Source organism: Fibrobacter sp. UWT3 (assembly GCF_900230125.1).
GTDB lineage: Bacteria > Fibrobacterota > Fibrobacteria > Fibrobacterales > Fibrobacteraceae > Fibrobacter.
The window spans coordinates 376,526-395,587 of sequence record NZ_OCSS01000002.1; the positions used below are offsets into that span (position 1 = coordinate 376,526).

The 19,062-nt window shown below is 53.6% G+C and carries 20 protein-coding genes and 1 tRNA gene; 16 read left to right on the plus strand and 5 right to left on the minus strand.

Features of this window, described 5'->3' with window-relative positions:
- Positions 1-10 precede the first annotated feature (10 nt).
- The 5 genes from CRO08_RS09310 to CRO08_RS09330 all read left to right on the plus strand — a co-directional run bounded on the left by CRO08_RS09310 (position 11) and on the right by CRO08_RS09330 (position 3,909).
- Entirely contained in the window at positions 11-385 is a 375-nt protein-coding gene (locus CRO08_RS09310) for a polymer-forming cytoskeletal protein (RefSeq protein ID WP_073114826.1), read from the plus strand.
- A 352-nt stretch (positions 386-737) separates the two neighbouring features.
- Positions 738-1,469, plus strand: a complete 732-nt coding sequence (locus CRO08_RS09315; protein ID WP_097035991.1) for a metallophosphoesterase — start codon at positions 738-740, stop codon at positions 1,467-1,469.
- A 58-nt stretch (positions 1,470-1,527) separates the two neighbouring features.
- Positions 1,528-1,599, plus strand: a tRNA-Met gene (locus CRO08_RS09320).
- A gap of 18 nt (positions 1,600-1,617) precedes the next feature.
- Positions 1,618-2,043, plus strand: coding sequence for a hypothetical protein (locus tag CRO08_RS09325; RefSeq protein WP_072811609.1), 426 nt, complete (start codon positions 1,618-1,620; stop codon positions 2,041-2,043).
- 93 nt (positions 2,044-2,136) lie between these two features.
- Positions 2,137-3,909 (plus strand): ATP-binding domain-containing protein, encoded by a 1,773-nt coding sequence (locus CRO08_RS09330; protein ID WP_097035992.1) that lies wholly within the window; start codon positions 2,137-2,139, stop codon positions 3,907-3,909.
- Positions 3,910-3,935: 26 nt separating this feature from the next.
- On the opposite strand, the gene CRO08_RS09335 is transcribed toward CRO08_RS09330, so the two are convergent.
- On the minus strand, positions 3,936-5,681 hold the full coding sequence (locus CRO08_RS09335) for a hypothetical protein (RefSeq protein WP_097035993.1): 1,746 nt from the start codon (positions 5,679-5,681) through the stop codon (positions 3,936-3,938).
- 9 nt (positions 5,682-5,690) lie between these two features.
- Complete coding sequence (locus CRO08_RS09340) at positions 5,691-6,011, minus strand: hypothetical protein (protein WP_072811616.1); 321 nt, start codon at positions 6,009-6,011, stop codon at positions 5,691-5,693.
- 214 nt (positions 6,012-6,225) lie between these two features.
- Here CRO08_RS09340 and CRO08_RS09345 point away from each other — a divergent pair, with 214 nt between their 5' ends.
- Genes CRO08_RS09345 through CRO08_RS09365 form a run of 5 tightly spaced genes read left to right on the plus strand, consistent with a single transcriptional unit; the run spans position 6,226 to position 10,857 of the window.
- Positions 6,226-6,936, plus strand: coding sequence for a hypothetical protein (locus CRO08_RS09345; RefSeq protein ID WP_072811618.1), 711 nt, complete (start codon positions 6,226-6,228; stop codon positions 6,934-6,936).
- Between the two features lie 13 nt (positions 6,937-6,949).
- Positions 6,950-8,020 carry an AAA family ATPase gene (locus tag CRO08_RS09350; protein WP_072811620.1) on the plus strand — a complete coding sequence of 357 codons (1,071 nt, stop codon included), beginning with the start codon at positions 6,950-6,952 and terminating at the stop codon, positions 8,018-8,020.
- Positions 8,021-8,027: 7 nt separating this feature from the next.
- Positions 8,028-9,434, plus strand: a complete 1,407-nt coding sequence (locus CRO08_RS09355) for a VWA-like domain-containing protein (protein WP_072811622.1) — start codon at positions 8,028-8,030, stop codon at positions 9,432-9,434.
- Positions 9,431-10,252, plus strand: a complete 822-nt coding sequence (locus CRO08_RS09360; RefSeq protein WP_097035994.1) for a hypothetical protein — start codon at positions 9,431-9,433, stop codon at positions 10,250-10,252. The genes CRO08_RS09355 and CRO08_RS09360 overlap by 4 nt, the downstream gene beginning before the upstream one ends.
- A gap of 2 nt (positions 10,253-10,254) precedes the next feature.
- Positions 10,255-10,857, plus strand: coding sequence for a hypothetical protein (locus CRO08_RS09365; RefSeq protein WP_072811627.1), 603 nt, complete (start codon positions 10,255-10,257; stop codon positions 10,855-10,857).
- A 23-nt stretch (positions 10,858-10,880) separates the two neighbouring features.
- On the opposite strand, the gene CRO08_RS09370 is transcribed toward CRO08_RS09365, so the two are convergent.
- The 3 genes from CRO08_RS09370 to CRO08_RS09380 form a co-directional block, all read right to left on the minus strand.
- Positions 10,881-12,194: a type II toxin-antitoxin system HipA family toxin gene (locus CRO08_RS09370; RefSeq protein WP_072811629.1), complete on the minus strand. Its 1,314-nt coding sequence runs from the start codon at positions 12,192-12,194 to the stop codon at positions 10,881-10,883.
- Positions 12,195-12,203: 9 nt separating this feature from the next.
- Positions 12,204-12,695 (minus strand): helix-turn-helix domain-containing protein, encoded by a 492-nt coding sequence (locus tag CRO08_RS09375; RefSeq protein WP_072811631.1) that lies wholly within the window; start codon positions 12,693-12,695, stop codon positions 12,204-12,206.
- Between the two features lie 147 nt (positions 12,696-12,842).
- Complete coding sequence (locus CRO08_RS09380; protein WP_072811633.1) at positions 12,843-13,658, minus strand: ADP-ribosylglycohydrolase family protein; 816 nt, start codon at positions 13,656-13,658, stop codon at positions 12,843-12,845.
- Between the two features lie 141 nt (positions 13,659-13,799).
- On the opposite strand from CRO08_RS09380, the gene CRO08_RS09385 reads away from it, so the two are divergent.
- The 6 genes from CRO08_RS09385 to CRO08_RS09410 all read left to right on the plus strand — a co-directional run bounded on the left by CRO08_RS09385 (position 13,800) and on the right by CRO08_RS09410 (position 19,051).
- On the plus strand, positions 13,800-14,663 hold the full coding sequence (locus CRO08_RS09385; protein WP_141398308.1) for a hypothetical protein: 864 nt from the start codon (positions 13,800-13,802) through the stop codon (positions 14,661-14,663).
- A 39-nt stretch (positions 14,664-14,702) separates the two neighbouring features.
- Positions 14,703-15,032 (plus strand): transposase, encoded by a 330-nt coding sequence (locus tag CRO08_RS09390; RefSeq protein ID WP_097034692.1) that lies wholly within the window; start codon positions 14,703-14,705, stop codon positions 15,030-15,032.
- A gap of 17 nt (positions 15,033-15,049) precedes the next feature.
- Positions 15,050-15,898: an IS3 family transposase gene (locus CRO08_RS09395; protein ID WP_176495013.1), complete on the plus strand. Its 849-nt coding sequence runs from the start codon at positions 15,050-15,052 to the stop codon at positions 15,896-15,898.
- 213 nt (positions 15,899-16,111) lie between these two features.
- Positions 16,112-17,002: a DnaB-like helicase C-terminal domain-containing protein gene (locus tag CRO08_RS09400; RefSeq protein WP_072811643.1), complete on the plus strand. Its 891-nt coding sequence runs from the start codon at positions 16,112-16,114 to the stop codon at positions 17,000-17,002.
- Between the two features lies 1 nt (position 17,003).
- Positions 17,004-18,122, plus strand: coding sequence for a hypothetical protein (locus CRO08_RS09405; RefSeq protein WP_072811646.1), 1,119 nt, complete (start codon positions 17,004-17,006; stop codon positions 18,120-18,122).
- Positions 18,123-18,265: 143 nt separating this feature from the next.
- Positions 18,266-19,051 carry a hypothetical protein gene (locus CRO08_RS09410; RefSeq protein ID WP_072811649.1) on the plus strand — a complete coding sequence of 262 codons (786 nt, stop codon included), beginning with the start codon at positions 18,266-18,268 and terminating at the stop codon, positions 19,049-19,051.
- Positions 19,052-19,062: the final 11 nt, after the last annotated feature.

Genomic DNA, 19,062 nt, shown 5'->3' on the forward strand with positions numbered 1-19,062 from the left:
GAGGTTAAAAATGGCTACAAAAGGCGAACAGGAAATTACCCAGATTGGCGGAAGCATCACCATCAAGGGCGATATCAGCGGCAAGAGCGACGTGCGTGTTGCCGGCAACGTGAACGGCAGCATCAACATCGAAGGCGAGCTCATCATCGAGCGCAGCGGCTACATCGAAGGCGAAATCAAGGCCACCAACGCCGTTGTCGCCGGTAGCGTGAAGGGCAACATCGATGTGTCTGAAAAGCTCATCCTCGAGAGCTCCTCCAAGTTCGTGGGCAACATCAAGACCAAGCAGCTCATTATCCAGGAAGGCGCAATGTTCCAGGGCAACTGCCAGATGGGCATGCCGACACAGGCTGCAGCACCTGCCAAGAAAGAGGAAAAGGCCTAATCCACCACCATATCATAGTTATCTATTTATTTATATATATAGTAATAACTATGATGCTGTTTATAGTGGATAAGTTTTCCGGCTATTTTGCATAAGGTGATGATGGTCAATAGGTTATGAAGAAATGTTGAAGGTTGAGAAATGTTGAAAAGTTTATAGTCTCTCAACTTTTTTCAATGTTCACAAGTGTTGAACCTTACTTTTCAATGGCTGTGAACAACTATTCACCACCCCCTTATTGAAGAATCCGGAAACCTGCAGGTCTGTGAATATGCGAAATATCACACTCAGTGCAGATAAATTCTTTTTTTCTTGTATAAACGGCAGTTAATATTTTATATTAAAGGCGCTAATGTCGTCTAAAGTATTGAAGATAGGTCAGATAACGGATATCCATATCGGTGAGGATGAAAACCTTGTCCAAGGGATCGATGTTCGCAAGAACTTCCTTACCGCGTTGAATTCCGAATCCATGAAGGATATCGACCTTCTCGTGCTTTCGGGCGACCTCGCGAACGAGAACGCCGAGCCGGGCGCCTACCGCTATATCGCGGAACAGCTCAAGGGGGTCAAGTGCCCCGTGTGCATTATCCCCGGCAACCACGACAGCCTCGACGTTATGGTGAAGTTCTTCGACATGCCGGTGAAGAACGGCAAGTGCTATTTCCGCTACGACCTCGAAGGCAAGTCCATGTTCTTCCTGGACAGTGCAATCGGTGAGGTTTCCCGCGACCAGCTTGACTGGCTCGAGGAAGAAGTCCCGAAGGTCGACGGCGAAGTTATACTGTTCATGCACCACCCGCCCTGCTTTTGCGGGCACAAGTTCATGGACCTGCACTACCACCTGAGGAACATGGTGGAGGTGCAGCAGGTTCTCTCGAAGTTCAAGAACCTGAACCACGTTTTCTGCGGGCACTACCACAGCGAGCACCAGATGAAGTTCTCGCACATCCACGTGCATGCCGCACCGCCTACGCAGATGCAGATTGACGCCGACAGGCCGTACTTCAAGTTGAAGAGCACCGAGCCCGGTTGGCAGGTTATTTACTGGGGCGATTCCGTCAAAACCGAGGTACATTACTAGTTTTTTTCGGGAAATCCCTTGAAATTGCTCGACTACTATGCTATATTTGCCCCTACGTGGCGGTTTAGCTCAGTGGTAGAGCACTGGAATCATAATCCATTGGTCCGGGGTTCAAATCCCTGAACCGCTATTAAAAAAAGAGGCGCATATGTCGAAACGAATTCTTGCAATTTCAATTCTGGCTATCGCCTCTTTTTTTGTTGCCTGTGAAAACGACGATGGCGACCAGCCGCAGATGCAGCAGGTGCAGGCGAACCTCCCGAAATCCGTACCCATAGTGAACGTCGACCCGTTCACCGCCCCCGCCGAACCCATAGTGACGCAGGACCAGGCGAACAAGTACGTGAAGGCGAGCGCCGCACTCGTGGAACTCGGCGTGAGCTGGTCCAAGAAAATCGAGGAAGCGAAGGAAGGCGAGAAGGTCCAGATTCTCGACGCCTACAACGTGGCCCGCGACCAGCTGTGCGCACGCATTGGCCTCAAGGGCATCGCCGAATACAACTGGATTACCGAAGTGGCGCTCCCCAACCCGCGCAACATCCCGTTCTTCGAGGCGGCAGGCCTCAAGAAGTAGAGAAAGCCCGCAAGAAAAAATTTGCAGAAGACCGCCCGCTGGGGCGGTTTTTTTTATAGATATATGTTGTCAACCTTTATGCCGGAGATCTAGATGCCGATTCGTATTACTATCAACCCGAATTCAGATTCCAGCGCGGAGTGGGCCATTTTCCATATGGCAGAAACACTCGGACCCGCGTGGGACGTGTGGATGAACCGCCACCTTGTTTTCAACAGCCGTGCGTGTGGCGCCATGAACAGGGAGGTTGACTGCATTCTGTACCACCGTGAGTACGGCATGCTTATTGTGGAATGCAAGGGCGGCAAGATTTGGACAAGGTATAACGAGAAATCAAAGGCCACGGAATGGTTCAGTGGCAATAACCCGCTGGTGCCGCCGCCGAGCGAGCAAGTGGGTTCGCTTATTTCTCCCCTGCACGAATACATGAAGGAAATCCTCGAGCCGGCACGCGAAGGGAAGATGCGCAAGGTGCGCGTGCAGTGGGCGGTATGCTTTAGCGACATGGACAGCATGGAAGGGATTCCCGGTTCGGAAATCCCGAGGAAGCGCGCGCTGCTGCGGCCAGACGTCCTCAACGCGAAACGTTTCGAGAAGCGAATCATCGAGATTCTCGAAACTCCTGTACAGGCGAACGGCAACATGCCGTTCATGAACGAGTACCTCGACGAGGATTCGCTCTTTAGGCTCAGGAACTTCCTTGACGGCCAGGGCGAAAAACCCGATGCGGCAGAAATCATTAAGAGCAGTTACGAGAACTGCTTCCAGGAGGCGACCGAGATGCAGCAGATGATGATGGAATCCATCTCGCGCAACCCGCGCATGCGCATCGAGGGAGTGGCCGGTTCTGGGAAGTCGCACATGGTAGTGTGGGATGCGCTTCGCCTTTCGCGCATAGGCAAGAACGTGGCGATAGCCTGCTATAACGACCTGCTGGCAACAGAACTCAAGCACGATGTAGACAAGGTAATAAGCAAGGACCGCATAGGTGTCGAAAAGAAGTATGCGCAGGATGGCGGCGTGAGTTACGGGCGCGTAGACGTGCTTGCCTATTCCGAATGGTGCGAGAAATATGTACGCGCCGCGAAGGTGAAGGTAGCGAAGAGTGGCGACAGGTCGCTGTATTTTGACAAGGAACTCCCCCAGGCATTCGTGAAGGCGCAGAAGATTCTGGCGAAAGACAAGAAAACGCGCGAGAAGTTCTTTTACGATGCGGTAATCATCGACGAAGGGCAGGACTTCGCTAGCGAATGGGTAGACTCGTTCCTCGGGCTCTTGCACAACGAGGAACACGGCACCGTGAGGTTCTTCTACGATCCGGCACAGCGCCTATATGCAAGCCGCAACGGTATCGACAACGCGCAGGTCGAGAAGATGCCCGTGATGGTGCTGAACCGCGGATTCCGCAGCACGAAGCGCATTCTTGAATGGGTGCGCAAGAATACCGGGTTCAGGCTACAGGCTTTCGACAACATAGTGCTTGGTGAAGCTGTCAAGGAAATGCAGTACAGGGACGGTGTAGAGCAGGCGCAGATGCTGCGCGCTCGTATCGACGAACTCATGAAGAAGAAGCACCTTTCCGTTTCGGATATCCTCGTGGTATCGATGAAGAGCGACAAGAGTTCCGCGCTCAAGGGTATTTCTGATGACCGCATCGTATGGAATGCGGGGGGCGACAAGACTCTGATTAAGGACAAGGTAAATATCGTGAGCGTCTACCGTATCAAGGGTCTTGATTCTACGGCGGTAATACTTACCGACATCGAGGAACCCGCCGAGGCGAGCAGGCACGAAGACTGGAAACGCTGCCTGCTCGTAGGTGCCACCCGCGCGAAATCGCTCCTTACAGTTTTCAGGAAGAAGTAATAGCGCCTTGCCGCGCGGGCTATAAACTACCACGCGAAATCGACTACGATACGCCAGTAGTTGTCGGTATCGAACCTGTGCGAGTGACCGCTACCGCCTACGCCGAAGTTGAACTGGTATTCGGCGGAGAAGTGGCGCGTAATCTGCAGGCCAATCCCGAGCCACACGGAGAACGTGAGGTCCTTCACTCCGTTGAAGCGCGTCTCGATATCGTCGAGGAACCCGAGCCCGAGCTGGTCCTTCGCCGCCTCCTTGACTTCTTCTTCCTTGCTCAGTTCCTTCTCGGATTCCGGAGCCTCCACCTTGTATATCTCGAAGATAGGCTTGTGGAAGTTGAAGGTCTGGCTTATGAACGGCTTGAATATGGGAATGTAGGGCACGCCTAGCCTGAACGATATCGGGATATCGAGCCCGATGTTGTGATAGTATATATCTACTTTGTCTGTAAGAGCGAGGGTATCTTCGAGGGTGAATTTCTTGTAGTGGTAGAACGTGCCCATGCCTATGCTGAACGCGCCGCCGTCGTAGAAGTACCAGCGCAGGTAATAGGTGAGCCCGCCCTCGTATCCGGTTTCGTCGTCAAGGTTGCGGATGCGTCCGTAGCCCTTCTGGTAGTAGCTGTGCTCGCCGAAGTTGCCGTACGTGAATTCCATGACCTTGTAGAAAATGCGGTCCTTCTTCTTTGTGGAATCGGCAGGGGCAGATTCGGCGGCTTGCGGGCAGGCCGCGGGCGCGGGCTGCGCGGCCGTGGTGTCGGCAGGTGCGCTTGCGGGCGCCTGCTCTACTGCGGGCGCCTGCTCTACTGCGGGTGCCGCCTTCGCGGTATCCGCGGGTGCTGCGACCGCTACCGGCTTGGGTTCTTCGGTCGGGTGCATCTCGAGGATGGCGAATTCAGCGCTCGTGAACGTGACGGTATAACTGCACTTGCCTTCCACGTTGCAATGCGCCTGCACGGAATCCGCGATGGCGCGGGCCATCTCTTCGCGCAGGAGCTTTGTACGGAACTTGAGGAGGCTGTCGGCGTATGCTGTCTTTTCGGCAATCTCCTTGTCGATGGCGATGATGTCGCGGGTGTTCTGCTCGTGCGCCTTGCACTGGCACGAGGATTCCGCAAGCTGGCAGAACGCCTTGAGTTCGGCTTCGGCCTTCGCGGCGGAATCGGCGCGGGCGATAGAATCTGCGTGTGCCTTCGCGAGCGCCGCGGAATCGGGCGGCGTTGCAATTTCTGGTTCTTGCTCAATGAGAATCACGTCGCCTGCGGGCTGTGCAGCGAGCGCGCAAGTGTTGCAGCGGTCGGTGCATTCCTGCGACATCGGCGCGATGGGCAGCAGGCTACGGCGCCTCTGGAGCGAATCGACCGTAGCGTTTGCGGCGCGGATAGCCTGGGGCTGCATCTTGAGGGCGCGTTCGCTTGCGTCGGACGTACCCGAGAGCAGCTGGAACTTCGTGAGCGTGGTGCGGCCCTTGTCCATCGACTTGTAGTATCCGTTCTCGAACGTGATGCTGCGGGCACATGCGGCCTTGTCGCAGCCTGCGAGAATCGCCTCGGTGAGCTTGCGCTTGCCGAGTTCCACGCCCATGTTCTTGGATTTCGCGCTGTCGATGACGAACGGGCAGTTGCAGGTGGATTCTATCTTGTCGCAGTTCTCGGCGCGTGTTTCGCCGTGGCACGATACGCACAGGTCATAGCACATCGAGTCGGCGAGGGCGCCAGTCGCGAGGAAGCAGGCGAGGAATGCAATTGCAGGAAAAATCTTGAAAATGTTTCGCATGGTAGCCCCCTAGAAGATGATGGCGAGGACGATGAAGGCGACTGTACCGATGGCCGACATTACGATGGGGAATATCGGGATGCTGCTTTCCGGCTTGGCGGTATTGTCGCATTCGGGGTTGGACTGCGCAGGTGCGGCTTCTTCTTTTGCAGGGGCGGCGCTCTCGGCCCCTTCGGCCTTTGCCTCGGGTGCCTTCGCGTTGTCTTCGTCGATGAGTGCGGCATCGTTCTTGTCGGTGCGGCCGGAAGCGGGTGCGGCCACGGAATAGCATGCCAACAAGCCCACGAGCAGGGCGATGGCGGAAAGAGTCGAAAATCTAGACGTATTCATGCGCAGAATCCTCTGTACCTATATAACATAATTTAACACCTTTTGCGCGCTAGCGTACCGGGTAATTCGCGTTTTTCCCTATTACTCGGCTTTTTTTTGACAAAATTTCGGTATAAAACGATAAAATAATGCATTCGTCGGGAATTTTTCGGCCAATTTCCAAAGCGACATTATTTGTCGCAGTTGGGTGCTATATTATGCACAGGACGCTATTATGGTTAATAAGAACAAGGACCGTTCTTTTGAACGGATTGCGTACAGGTATTGGGAAAAGCTGGTTGGCGGGATTCTTGTCCCCGGTGAGCGGGGGTATGTGCCTTCCGAAGGGGAGGTGCTTTGCGCTTATAACGAGCTGAAGGAACGGCACCTTGAATGTGATTGCATTGTACTTAGGACTGGTACACATTCGGGGGAATTCTACCAGCAAGGCGATAAAATCGCTGGTGTCAGAATTGTCCGGCAGCTTGATTCGGTCGGTACTATCGAATTCCGTTTGTCGACCGATTTCCATGTGCGCCTCGATATCGAAGGGCTTTCACCATTATCCCGGACGGAAGCGAATTGCGATCTGACGCAGACAATAAGCAACTTTGAAAATTTCATCGACAATTTCCCGCGGTACATGGAAGGGCTCGAACGAAAGAAACTTGAATTCGAGAAAAATAAGAAGCTGGAGGAGATGGCGAAGGGCAGTATCCGGACGACCGTATCGCAGATTCTTCCGCCGCTGGGGTACCGTTGGGACCTGGTAGAACGGGGCAGGGATTACCTGCTCAAGGTTGGAGGGCATGGAACCTGGATGGAGTTTACGCTCAACCGCAGGAACTTTTCCAAGCGTCTGGCGGAGTTGCCCGATGTGCTCAGGCAGATAGAAACCCTGAGCAAGAACATGACCTTTCCGATGAAAATAGAGATAATAAAGTAGGCAAGAGGAATATATGGCGGTAAGAATAAACGCGAATGAATTGGAAAAGCTGCTGGCGGCGACACCCGCATCGCAGAACATAATGCTCACGGGCAAGCACGGGATTGGCAAGTCGCAGATCCTGGAGAGGTTCTTCACGTCGCGTGGCGAGCGCGTGGTGATTCTGTTCCTCGGGCAGATGAGCGATCCGGGCGATTTGATAGGCCTCCCGCGGCTCGACGAGTTGAGCGGCAAGACGCATTTTATGCCGCCGTACTGGTTCCCGACGGACGGCAAGCCCGTGGTACTTTTTTTGGACGAACTGAACCGCGCCCGCCCGGAAGTTTTGCAGACCATCATGGACCTGACGCTCAACCGGACTCTTGCGGGCCGCAAATTGCCCGAGGGCTCCCGCGTGATTAGCGCGGTGAACGACGGCGAGGAATACCAGCTCACGGATTTGGACCCGGCACTCGTGAGCCGCTTCAACATCTACGAATTCAAGCCCACCGCGCAGGAATGGCTCCTGTGGGCGGCAAAGGCGGGGCTCGATTCCCGCGTCATCGACTTCATCTCGGAAAACCCGGATATGCTCGACGGTGCCGCCTTTACCCGCGAGGACCAGGGGCTCGAAAAGTCGCCCGATAGGCGCGGGTGGGAACGCGTCTCGAAGGTGTTACAGACAAACGAAGTGACGGCGCTCTTAAAGACCGTAATTGCGGGCATCATCGGGATGCCTGCCGCATCGAAGTTCTTCGCGACTATCAACCAGAAAAAGCTCCCGAGCGCGAAGAATATTTTGCTCGGCGATTTCGCGAAGCAGAAGGCGGCAATCAAGAAATGCACCACGCCGGAACTTGCCTCCGTGAACGAGTCCGTGTTCCGCTTTATCGAGACGAAGGGCTACGACGCGAAGGACGAGGCGAAGGTGATAGAGAACTTCGCCGCATACTTTGAATTCCTTTCGGGCGAAAAGTTCCGCGAGGCGCAGGCGCATTTCGCGAACCTGTATTCCTCCTCGATGTACCCGGCCGCCATGACGCTTGTCATCATGAAGTGCCCCGAGCTGTACAAGAAAATCACGCAGTTTGTCCAGTCAATTTAAGGTCGGCATGAACGCCTTGGACAGAATAAAGAAAATCAGCGAGCGGTGGTTCCTGACGGAGCCGCTGCTGTTTGCGGTTTACTGCAGTCACGAATTCGTGGAGAACAGTGCGATTGAAGTACCGATGAGAACCGGCAACATGAAGATTGAATTCGCTCCAAAAATTCTGGACAAGATTGCAGACGATGTGCTGGTGGAATACCTGAAAATCGAGATGTTTCGCATATTGCTCAAGCACCCCTACCAGCGACAGCCCTCTTTCGCCGCGAAGGCCCTGCTGACCATGGCGAGCAATATAACGATTGCGGACGTGTACGATGTATCGCGCGAGGTGAAGAAGCAGATGAGCGGTACGGAGCAGAAACTCCCCGGCGGGCTGTGTTTCGAGGAATACTACAATCTGCTCCTGCAAAATACGACCCCGAATTCGGGAAAGTCTGGCGGCGAGCCGCAGAAAACGGATAGTGGCCCCGGTCAGGGCGACAAGTCTGGGCAGGGTGGCGATGACTCCGGCAACGGCAATCAGGAAGGCGGCGAATCCGGACAACAGGGTGGTGACGGGAGCGGCGCAGATTCTGGCGACGCTTCCGGTGACTCGCGCGGCAATGGCAGCGGTTCGAAAGGCAATTCGCGCGGGAGTTCTGGCCGAGACGGCGGCGGCTCCGGTGGCAAGGGTTCGGGCGCTTCGGGTAATTCCGGCGCCGGCAATTCGCAGGAACATCGCGACTCGCAAATCTCGGAACTCTGGGAAGATAACGAGGAGGCCTGCTGCAACATAAACGAGTTTATCGAAGTCGCCACCGCGAGCAACAACTGGGGCACCGTCGCGGGCAAGTTGCAGGGGCTCATCAAGGCAAGCCTGAAAGTTGACATGGACTACCGCAAGATGCTCAGTTTGTTCAAAACCTCGGTCATCTCGAGCAGGCGCCGCCTCACGCGCATGCGGCCCAACCGCCGCTCCGGTTTCGACGCGATGGGTAGCCGCTACGAACTTTCGACGAACTTGCTTATCGCTGTTGACGTGAGCGGGTCCGTTACCGACAAGAGCCTGCAATTTTTCTTCTCGGTCATTAACCGCCTTTTCAAATACGGAGTCGAGAAACTGGACGTATTGCAGTTCGACGCCCAAATTCAGGGCGAAATCGAGCCGCTCAAGAAGGCGCGCAAGACCGTGAAGATTATGGGCCGCGGCGGTACGAGTTTCCAGCCCGCTGCCGACTATTACTGCGAACACCCCGAATACGACGGGCTTATCTACTTTACCGACGGTTACGCCCCGCCTCCTGTATTCAACACCAAGCGCCCCATCGATGTGCTGTGGGTCATTTGCAGCAGGCAGTGCTACGCGGAGAATGCCGAGTGGATCCGCAAGATGAAACGCAATCGCGTCACCTTTATTCCGAGGAGTGAATGATGAAAAAAAAGAAACTTCTAGAGACCTCGTGCCATTTCTTGATGGCTGAGTTCTGGCGCGGGCTCACCCTGGGGCTCGGCAGGTCGCGCGAAGACGGGAAGGACCCCTACTGCAGGGATTACAAGATGGCGGCCTTCAAAATGACCGTCTTTGCGAATGGTGTCAAGGGTTATTTTAACGATGTGACCAGGCGCCTCAAGGACTCGTGTGTTGGAATTGAGTTCAGGCCTAAGGCATGGAGGGACCGCTCGAAAATGTGCATTGCACTTTCCGTCAATTTTGTGACGGGAATAGGGCATGTGTTTTTCCAAAGCAAGATCGGCCTGCTCAAGGGCGATCACGTGCACCTGATGTCGGAAGAAATCCGGGACGTGGATATCCTTGCCTCGCTGGAAGACATACGCGCATTTCTTGAGAAGTATCCGGAATACGAGAAGGCGGCCGAGGCGATTGCAGAGGAGAAGAGGACCGAGGAGATAAAGCAGCATAAGCTTGCCGAGATGGCGTCTCAGAGTATCGAGACGATTGTGCCGCAGATTATGTCGCAGTCGGGTTACGAGTGGATTCTGGAAAGTGTGTACAAGGGGTGGGGCCGCGGTGGAATTCCGGAGAGCTACATTCTGCGCGTCAAGACGAAAAAGCACAAGATGATAGAAATCACCCTGAACAAGAACAATTTCGCGGAGAAGATTCCCGAAATCCTGAATGTGGTCAAGCAGATCGAGCAACTGCTGGAACAGACACCCTTCGCCGTAAACATCGTCAATTACGGCCCGGGTACCCGCTGGATCAAGGGCACGGAAAACGTGAAGGAGTAAGCATGAAAAAAGCAGAACAAACAAAAAGTATTTTCATCCTAGAGGTTTACGAGTTCGCACCCTGCGAAAGGCGTGCTTACCAGGTCTACAAAGAAAGATGGAGCCGCTGTACCGGTCCCTGCGCCCTCACCTGGAAAAGAGGAGTCGGGTATTTCGAGACATTGCGTGATGCCGAAAAGTGCATCAAGAAAATTGTTCGTCGCAAGCGCGATGACGTCTATGGGTTTGTCATCAAGGAAATGCCGCGGGATTGCGTTGTTAACGTGTATATGCCCCTTTCGATTCGGCGCTATCTAAAAGACGGTTCACTATGGTGCACGGGCAGCGACAAGACTGCAAAATTCAAGGAAGGCGACCTCGTCGAGATAGCCTATGACGACTATGTTGAACTTGGGATTGTTCAAGGCTTTGACAATGCTGACTGCTCCTATACCGTGGTCACCTATAACCTGGACGAAAACGCTCCCTCCGAATTTTGCGGCCGTTTTGGCAATACGGCTTATGTACTCCCGCCCTCGTTCCCTGTCCAGAAAAAGTACGCCGCGGCACTCCGTCGCGGGCTCAAGCAGGCGGAGAAGGAATCTATAGACGATCTTCCGTTTTAGGGAATGGTATTTGCCGCGATTGTCTAGCGAAGCATGAATTCGTGAACGCCTGCGATTGCGCGGATGACGCTTGCGGGGACGCCGTTCTTTTTGGCGAGTTTCGGCCAGCGTTTTACCGCGCTTTCGACTTCGGCGAGAATTTTCTTGTAGCGGCCCTGCCTTAGTCCTGCGAACTTCGCGACCGCATGGAAATCGTCCAGCGTAAATTTTTCGCGCTTGCCGTTGAACGTCATCTGGTGCGTGCCGGTCCATGTGCCCTGCGGGTTGTAGGCGTACGTCATGTCGAAAGCGGGCGCGAGGCTCCACACTCCGCGCTTGTCCATCAGGAATCCGATGTTTTTCGCGTGGTCGTCCTGGTTGCGTGCGCAGATGTTGAATGCCGCCCTGCGGAACATTTCTTCGAGAGCGTCGTAGCCGAGGCCGAGCCGCCTGACAATATCGAGCGCCTGCTCGTAGCTGTATGCGCCCGGCATGTTGAAGTCGTAGTGGGCGAGCGCGCAGAGCGACTGGTAGTGCAGTTTCTTGCCGCCCGCGAGGCGGTCGAAACGCCGCGTCATAAAATGCCTGTGACCCGCGCATTCGTAAAGCCTGCATTCCGTCATGTCGATGCCCGCGAGTTTAGCCATTTGCGAGTACGTGTACTCGATGGCTCCGTACCCGAACAGGTCGGCGCCTTCCTTGTCGCTGTTATTTTGTACGTCGTCAAGTTTTAGGAGCCAGTAACCGAACCGCGGGTCTGTCGCCACCTGCCCCGAGCGCATTTCGCCGGTGGCTTCGTCGTATGCCACGAGAATCTTTGCACGCGCGCCGCCCGCCGACGTGCCCACCCGAAGGATTTCCTCGAAGGCCTTGCCGTTCTTCTTGGAGAGTGGCCTGCCCTTGATGTTCCTTACCGAAAAGCGCTTGCGCTGGTTCAGCACCTCGGCGGCAAATTTTCGCAGGTTTTCTACGTCCAGCGAGTCGTCGCCTGCGGAGTCGGGCCCCTGCAACGGCAGGAACTCCAGCGCGCCCATGCCGCGGTTTCCCGTGTAGCACAGGCGTTCGAGCGCGGTGAAGCTTTCGGGCGTGCGGCCCTGTTGCAGGAGCCACGCATCGATTACCCTGTTGCCGAACTTGTCGGGAAGGCTATCTGCAAAAAGCCCGGGCAGCCCGTGGAACGTTCCGGAAAGCTGCGGGAAGGTGTAGATGCGGTTGGAAACGGGCATCGCGATGGGCGCAGGCTCGACGCCCGCGCCGATTAATTCAGGTGCGTACTCGAAACGCGCGACCGATTCGCCCTCGAGCATGGAGAGCGCCCCGATGGTCGTGCCCCAGAGTTTTACCTCTACCGCGATCATGGCGAGCCCCTACTTGTCTTCGCCCCAGACCCAGGGCGTTTTGCGTTTAGTTTTTGCGGCAGATGTTTTGCCTTTCGTGCTAGACGCTACGCCGCCTGCAACATAATCCGCGGAATTTTCGGCGACTGAATTCGCGCTGGCGCTTGTTGCGCCGGTATTGCGCGGGGCGTTTGTGCCCAGCGAGTTATTTGCGCTGCGCGGGGTGCGGACGCGCTTGCGCGCCTTGACCTCGCCCATCCGCAGGATTTGCATGGGCGACGGCGAGTCGTCGGGGAATATGGCGAGGAACGCTTCGAGCATGCCGCATACCCGCAGGACCTTGATGAGGTTCAGCACCTGCACGGAATCGCCCCGCTCGATGTGCTCGACGGTGCCCTTGCTCACGCCCGCCTGTTCGGCGAGCTGGGCCTGCGTCCAGTTGCGGCGGATACGGAATGCCGCCATGCGCCTGCCGAGCAGGGCAAGCGCGGATTTGTCGGTCTGTGCGGAATATGTAGCCATGAACCCTCCCGGTACCTGTATTGAATATAGTAAAAAGTCCCGGAAAAGTCAAATATTATTTCATAAAATTTAGTGAATTGTAGCGTGAATTGCGTGATAATTCACAAGATAATGTGAATTAAATTTTGCCAATATTCAAGCCAAAATCTAAATCACCCTGTTGCCATATTTCTTCTCGAATTCGACGAGCAGCTTTTGCAACTTCGGGAAAAGGGCCTTGAGGATGTTCACTTCGTGCTTGTACATCGCCTGCGAGACACCGAACAGGGGTTCCGCGATGCTCCCCGCAATGCACGCGAGCGTATCGCTGTCGCCGCCGAGCGAGATTGCGTTCCGGATGGCGTCCTCGAAATCCGTAGCCTCCAGCACGCAGCGGATTGCCTGCGGAACGGTCCCCTGGCATTGCTCCGCCCCGTAATAATCCCATCCGTATATGGGTCGTAGTTCGTCGAGGGTAAAGTCAAGACCATAGCCGAACTCGCTTTCCACGAATTTCTTGATGTCGGCTTTGTCGGCGCCTTTGCGGGCTAGCAGGATTGATGCGGCGGTCGCTTGTGCTCCCTTGATTCCTTCGGGATGGTTGTGTGAACATTCCGCAGATACCTTCGCCCATTCGAGAACCTCGTCCATGGTATCGAACGCCCAGCCGACAGGCCCCACCCGCATTGCGGAACCGTTTCCGCAGCTGTTGTAGGGTTGCGATTTTTTGCCCCTGCGCGCGTTCGCGACGAACTGCAAGAACCCGGAGCCGTACTCGCCCATGGGGTTGTCGTATTCGGTAGCGAAATCGCAGTAGTGCCGCCACGCCTCGCCACCGTGCAAAAGCCAGTTTGCCGTTGCGAAGGTCAGCACGCTGTCGTCGGTCGGCTCGATGCCCTCGCCCCAGAAATCGAAATCCTTGGTCTTGATGTTGTCGAATTCGTAAATCGACCCGATGGTATCGCCGATAATCGCACCTATCATTTTTCCTCCATTTTGGCCTTTTTTCGGTAAATATAGCCCCGCAGCGCGACAAATGTAGCCGCATGAAAAAAATGTTTTCTCGGGCCGTTTTTTTTGAAAATTTCAGTATATATTCTTTTACGAGGATACAAAATGCCCGAGATGCCAGAAGTTCTTTTTACCAAATCCGCGTTCAAGATTGCAACCCACTGCCCGATGCAGGCTTATTATTACCGTAATTCCAAGGGCAAAAATTTGGAATACGAGAACCAGTCCGCTATGGACGAGTTCCTGAAATCCATGGCCGAGGGCGGTTTTCAGGTTGGTGAACTGGCAAAAATCTATGGCGAGGTTCCACCAGAGAATGACTTGGAAGGTTGCTATGGCTATGACGAGCCCCTTAAGCGCACTCGTGAACTCTTTGAACAGGAAAACGTGAACATCGCAGAAGCGGCGTTCCGTTTCGGTGATTGCTTTGTCCGTGCCGATGTGGTGAAAAAGCAGGGCAATTTTATTGACCTGATAGAGGTGAAGGCTAAAAGTTGGGACCCGAAAGATGCTTTCGTGAATACGCCGACTAGGGGCGCCAATGCGGGAAAGCGTGTCGTGAATTCAGGCATTCGTGACTACCTTTACGATGTTGCGTTCCAGAAGTGGGTTGTCGAGAACGCTCTGAAGAATGACTACCCAGGCAAGACATTTACAGTGCGCGCTTACTTGATGATGGCGGACAAGAGCAAGGTGAATTCCATCCCGCGATTGAACAGCCTTTTCCGTGTCAAGAAGAGCGTGGGGAGCGACGGCGAAAAACGTGCCTATGCCGAAGTTGCGCCTGAGGCTATTGAGGTGTTGAAGAATCCGCATGAGCATGTTCTGACTCCGTTCTATGTTGATGATGAATGCAAACAGATTATCGAAGGCAAGACGGCCGAACAGGCGGACGTGCTAGGCATGCCGTTTGTCTCGTTCATTGAAGAGAAATCAAAGTGGTGGACCATGCAGGAGTTTAATAAGAGGGTAGCATAAGCTACTATATTCATTGCGCAACCCCCAAAAGGTAAAACAATGGCAAAAATCAACTATAGCTCCGAGACAAGGGAACAGGTCATCAAGCTGGTCCTGAAAGGCGAAAAGTCAGCAAACCAAATAGCCAAGGAACTCGGAATCGGGCCCAATACAGTCGGTCGGTGGGTAAACGAGTACCGCAAGGAACACAACCTGCCGAGCTACCGCGAGGAACGGCGAATCCGCAAGGTGTCCGTCGAGGAACTCGCCGCCAAGAACAGGGAACTGGAAAAACTCCTGAAGAAGCGTGAAAAGGAGCTTGCGGACGAGAAGGAGACGGTAGAGATCCTAAAAAAATCCCTGCACATCTTTATGCGACCACACGACTGAAATGCGAGGCGATACACGTGAACCGCAAGAAATACTCAGTCAGGAAGATGTGCAGAGCCCTAGGAATACCGCAGTGTTCCTACTACCAGTGGTCGCGCCAGCAGGAAAAACGTGCCGAGAAGAAGGCCCGCGAAGAACGGCTTGTCCAGAAGGTCCGCGACACCTTCGAAGAAAACCACCGCGTGTACGGTTGCCCGAAGATGCAGGCGGCACTCCATGACAAGGGTGACGAGGTAAAGGTGTGGAAACTGCGCCGCATCATGCGCGAGAACGGTCTCTATCCGGTCACGCTCAAGAAATGGAAACCCTACCGCAAGGGCAAATGTGACTCCATGTACAGCGAGAACCTGGTGCAGCGGAAGTTCGATCCCGACAGTCTGAACGCCGTCTGGGCCGGCGACATCACCTACGTCAAGACTACGCTTGGCTGGGTGTACCTTGCCGTGGTACTTGACCTATGCAACAAGGAGGCGGTGGGTTATGCCGTGAGCAAGAACATCGACACGGAACTTGTCAAGCGCGCGTTGTCCAATGCCATCATGCAACGCGGCCATCACGACGGACTAATCTTCCATTCCGACCGTGGCGTGCAGTACAGCAGCATGGGCTACCGCACGATGCTCTCGGAGAATGGGATAACGCCCTCGATGAGCGCCCCGGGCTGCCCCTACGACAACGCCTGCATGGAAAGCTTCTTCGCAAGCTTCAAGAAGGAGATGGCCTACAGGCGAGACTTCAAGGACATCGAAGACGTGCGGGAGGCCGTTTTCAGGTACATCGAGCTGTTCTACAACCGGAAACGGCTCCATAGTTCGCTCGGTTACATGACACCGGTGGAATATAGGCTGTCAAAACAGGCTGCCTAGACCACAAGGGTATACCACTTAACAAGAAAAAAGGATATATTTTAACTTAACCGGTAATGAATATGGTTGTTCATGAACCCACTATTAAAAAAACTACAAATCCACGCTGTAAATAGCGCTAGATTAAGAGAAATCTTTAGCTGACCATATAATCCATGCGTCATCAGTTGTCGCATGGTGTTTGTATATTTATCCACAAAAACGGAGGTTTTTATGAGCGAAGAGAAGATGATGCCTATTGCGGATTTTGTGGAAGAGATGGTCGCGAAGGCGGACTGCACGAAGCGCCAGGATTGCCAGGGCTTTACTGGCTTTCGGGACATTGACAACTTGACAAACGGGATGAAGAAGGGGGGCTTGATCCTGCTGGCGGCGCGCCCCGGCGTTGGGAAATCTACGCTCGCGTCCAATATTGCGGGGAACATGGCGATTGATTGCCATAGGCGTGTCGCGTTCTTCTGCATGGAAATGGGCAATGAGCTTTTTGCGCAGAGCATAGTTTGTTCTCGTGCGCATGTGAAGGGCTCGGCCTTGCGGAACAACAAGATGACCTCCGCCGAGAAGGACCGGATCGCAGCAATCGCCCGAATTGTCAAGGACGCTCCGCTGTTTATCGACGAGCGCCGCGACTGGAATGTTGCGGAACTTGTAGATACGGTGCGCGAGATGAACAAGGAAAAGAAACTCGATCTCGTCATTGTCGACTATCTGCAGCTGGTGATATCGGACAAGGGAGAATCTCGCGAAGAAAAACTGGAGAATGTCGCTCGTGAGCTGAAGGTCCTTGCCAACGAGCTCCGCATCCCCATCATCGTCACCGCGATGCTCAGCCGCCACAACGAGAAGGGTGCCGGCCACCTGAAGCCGGAAGAACTGCGCGAGATCGGCCTTGCCGTGCAGCAGGCGGATTCTGTCTGGATTCTGGACCGGCGCTATATGCGGACGCACCGGGACGAAGACAAACGCCTGGCCGAACTCTATGTGGATAAAAAGATAATCCTTCTAAAATTTTTTTCCGAGTATTTGGAATTCTGCGACATGAACGAGGAAGAAAAGTCGGGATATTTCTATAGAGAGCCGGAAGACAAGAGCGACATGGGCTAAAATGCACACGCTTCCGCAAATCAGGGGTTGCATCGAGTCCGTTCGCAAGGAACTGGTCGTTTTCGAAAGCAAGCGTGCGATGCTGCGCAAGATTCATCTAGAACTAGTTTCATTTTGCTGGTTTGACGGAATGGAGATTGATCATGATGCGGTGCCGACGGACTGTCCGAACCTTGACAACATTGATAACGAAATCAATGCAACAATAATTGCGATCGACCTATATAGCCGAACAGTTGCCGCTATAGAAAGGTTGCGCGACTTAATTTCCGATGATTACGGAAAGATGTTTGCTGACACGGAAGATGAATTTGTATTCTTTGCAAAAAAAGAAAATGACCCTGATGAAAAGAACCGGGAGATACTGAATGGATTCCGGAAAATCAGAAATTTTTTCCCGCCAGTCGGCGGTGAGTGTGCCTTGTGGAAACGCTTTTGTGCCAGTGATAAAGAGATGCTGCACGATCTATTGTCGAAAGCGGATGAAGCGATTGCTCAAGGCAAAGGTCAGAAACTCCGGTGCATCCTGACCGAAATATTTAGCAGGCAGGCATCTGTGCTAAAAAGTCAAATCGTGGAACACCTATGTTTCCTGAAAACTGAACGTAACCGATTGATCCGCGAGTTGCCGAATATGAGCGGACGGGAATCTGCTGAAAAATGCGGCAAACCCTATTGGGTGGAGGTGGGCGGTTCTGAAAATTTGTTTGTAAAAAACAACGCTTTCCCCGTACCGATCCTTTGTGCGAAGGATTTTGTAGCTCAAGAAATAACTGAAATCGACGAAGACATATTTCATTACAAGCGACTTCTCGACGATACGAGCGAATCTCCCTCAATGAGAATTTTCGGATTCAGTTCTGAGGAAGAATTTGAAGGCATCGTGAAGCAATGGGATGTCTCCAACAAGCATTGCGACGAAATAGAGTGGGCAAGGTGGATTATATCGAAAATAGACGATTACATCCATTATGGTTTTTCCAACGAATTGCTCCCGCAGTGGAAAGAGGTCCTTGACAAGGCGGTTGACATCCTTGAAGAAAAGGACGAAAAGGCTCAGGATCTTCAAAAGGGTAAACGCCTGCTCGAATTGCCCGTTTTGGAACTGAGAAAAGTTTGATTTTTTAAACAAATAACACATTTCCCCAAAAAAATTTGACAAACGCTTTACATTTTCTCCTTGTTTTTCGATAATGATTATGCGTATATTAGCATATATGCATAAATAGGCGATAACACAATGCCATCGACAGGAGGTCTTTTATGGCGACAATTCACATCGACGACTCGAAACCTTTCCCGTGTTTCCCGGCGGAGCCGAACAACAAGCGCGAAACCTTTGCGGATTTCTGCAAGCGGCAGGAGACGGGACTCAACATCGTCAGCGACGAGATGGAACAGGAGAAAAGGGAGCAGGCGGAAATGCAGGAGCTCATGAAAAAGAGCTGCGAACGCAAGAAGGCGCTGTTCTACGACAACCTGGACTTGATTCTGCGGCATCGTGACGAAATCCGTGGAACCCCGCGGTACGCGAATATCGATGTGCAATACGCAATCAAGGGTGGCGGGCTTTATGTGGGACACCTGTCCGCTGTAAGGCATTTTAACTTCGCCGGCACCCTCGTCAGCATCGGCCTCAAGCTTTCCTCGCTCCTCGAAATCTGGGACAACGAACAGTTCAAGGTGGAATGCAAGTGCGGCGACACGGCGGTCATCCGCTCGTTTTCGGGTTCGCCCCTTTCGGGAGGATCGATGGCGACTGCGGTTTGCCCCAAGTGCAAGAAGGAAATTCACGTCAAGAACCGTAGCTTTGGCGGTTACTGTGGCCTGATGCATACAGGGCACGACAGGGATATCGAAAAGGTCGTGAAGAGTATTATCGCCAAGTGGACCCTCGCCGAGGTCGCATACGGAAAGAATGCCGCCGAAGGGAAAGACGCGAAATGGCGAAAAGCGGGTCGCGAATTGCATGACGACGGTGAACCCTGCAACCTTGAAACCATGATCAACGAACTGAAGCTGAAGGAATTCCAGCTTGCTTCACGATGATGAAATATAAG

What these genes read in the sequence shown, in the direction of transcription:
- CRO08_RS09365 (WP_072811627.1), top strand. Translation starts at nt 10,255, where the DNA reads ATGAAAAAAGCAGAACAAACAAAAAGTATTTTCATCCTAGAGGTTTAC.
- CRO08_RS09355 (WP_072811622.1), top strand. Translation starts at nt 8,028, where the DNA reads ATGAACGCCTTGGACAGAATAAAGAAAATCAGCGAGCGGTGGTTCCTG.
- CRO08_RS09310 (WP_073114826.1), top strand. Translation starts at nt 11, where the DNA reads ATGGCTACAAAAGGCGAACAGGAAATTACCCAGATTGGCGGAAGCATC.
- CRO08_RS09345 (WP_072811618.1), top strand. Translation starts at nt 6,226, where the DNA reads ATGGTTAATAAGAACAAGGACCGTTCTTTTGAACGGATTGCGTACAGG.
- CRO08_RS09330 (WP_097035992.1), top strand. Translation starts at nt 2,137, where the DNA reads ATGCCGATTCGTATTACTATCAACCCGAATTCAGATTCCAGCGCGGAG.
- CRO08_RS09340 (WP_072811616.1), bottom strand. Translation starts at nt 6,011, where the DNA reads ATGAATACGTCTAGATTTTCGACTCTTTCCGCCATCGCCCTGCTCGTG.
- CRO08_RS09335 (WP_097035993.1), bottom strand. Translation starts at nt 5,681, where the DNA reads ATGCGAAACATTTTCAAGATTTTTCCTGCAATTGCATTCCTCGCCTGC.
- CRO08_RS09405 (WP_072811646.1), top strand. Translation starts at nt 17,004, where the DNA reads ATGCACACGCTTCCGCAAATCAGGGGTTGCATCGAGTCCGTTCGCAAG.
- CRO08_RS09380 (WP_072811633.1), bottom strand. Translation starts at nt 13,658, where the DNA reads ATGATAGGTGCGATTATCGGCGATACCATCGGGTCGATTTACGAATTC.
- CRO08_RS09385 (WP_141398308.1), top strand. Translation starts at nt 13,800, where the DNA reads ATGCCAGAAGTTCTTTTTACCAAATCCGCGTTCAAGATTGCAACCCAC.
- CRO08_RS09360 (WP_097035994.1), top strand. Translation starts at nt 9,431, where the DNA reads ATGATGAAAAAAAAGAAACTTCTAGAGACCTCGTGCCATTTCTTGATG.
- CRO08_RS09350 (WP_072811620.1), top strand. Translation starts at nt 6,950, where the DNA reads ATGGCGGTAAGAATAAACGCGAATGAATTGGAAAAGCTGCTGGCGGCG.
- CRO08_RS09400 (WP_072811643.1), top strand. Translation starts at nt 16,112, where the DNA reads ATGAGCGAAGAGAAGATGATGCCTATTGCGGATTTTGTGGAAGAGATG.
- CRO08_RS09325 (WP_072811609.1), top strand. Translation starts at nt 1,618, where the DNA reads ATGTCGAAACGAATTCTTGCAATTTCAATTCTGGCTATCGCCTCTTTT.
- CRO08_RS09410 (WP_072811649.1), top strand. Translation starts at nt 18,266, where the DNA reads ATGGCGACAATTCACATCGACGACTCGAAACCTTTCCCGTGTTTCCCG.
- CRO08_RS09390 (WP_097034692.1), top strand. Translation starts at nt 14,703, where the DNA reads ATGGCAAAAATCAACTATAGCTCCGAGACAAGGGAACAGGTCATCAAG.
- CRO08_RS09375 (WP_072811631.1), bottom strand. Translation starts at nt 12,695, where the DNA reads ATGGCTACATATTCCGCACAGACCGACAAATCCGCGCTTGCCCTGCTC.
- CRO08_RS09370 (WP_072811629.1), bottom strand. Translation starts at nt 12,194, where the DNA reads ATGATCGCGGTAGAGGTAAAACTCTGGGGCACGACCATCGGGGCGCTC.
- CRO08_RS09315 (WP_097035991.1), top strand. Translation starts at nt 738, where the DNA reads ATGTCGTCTAAAGTATTGAAGATAGGTCAGATAACGGATATCCATATC.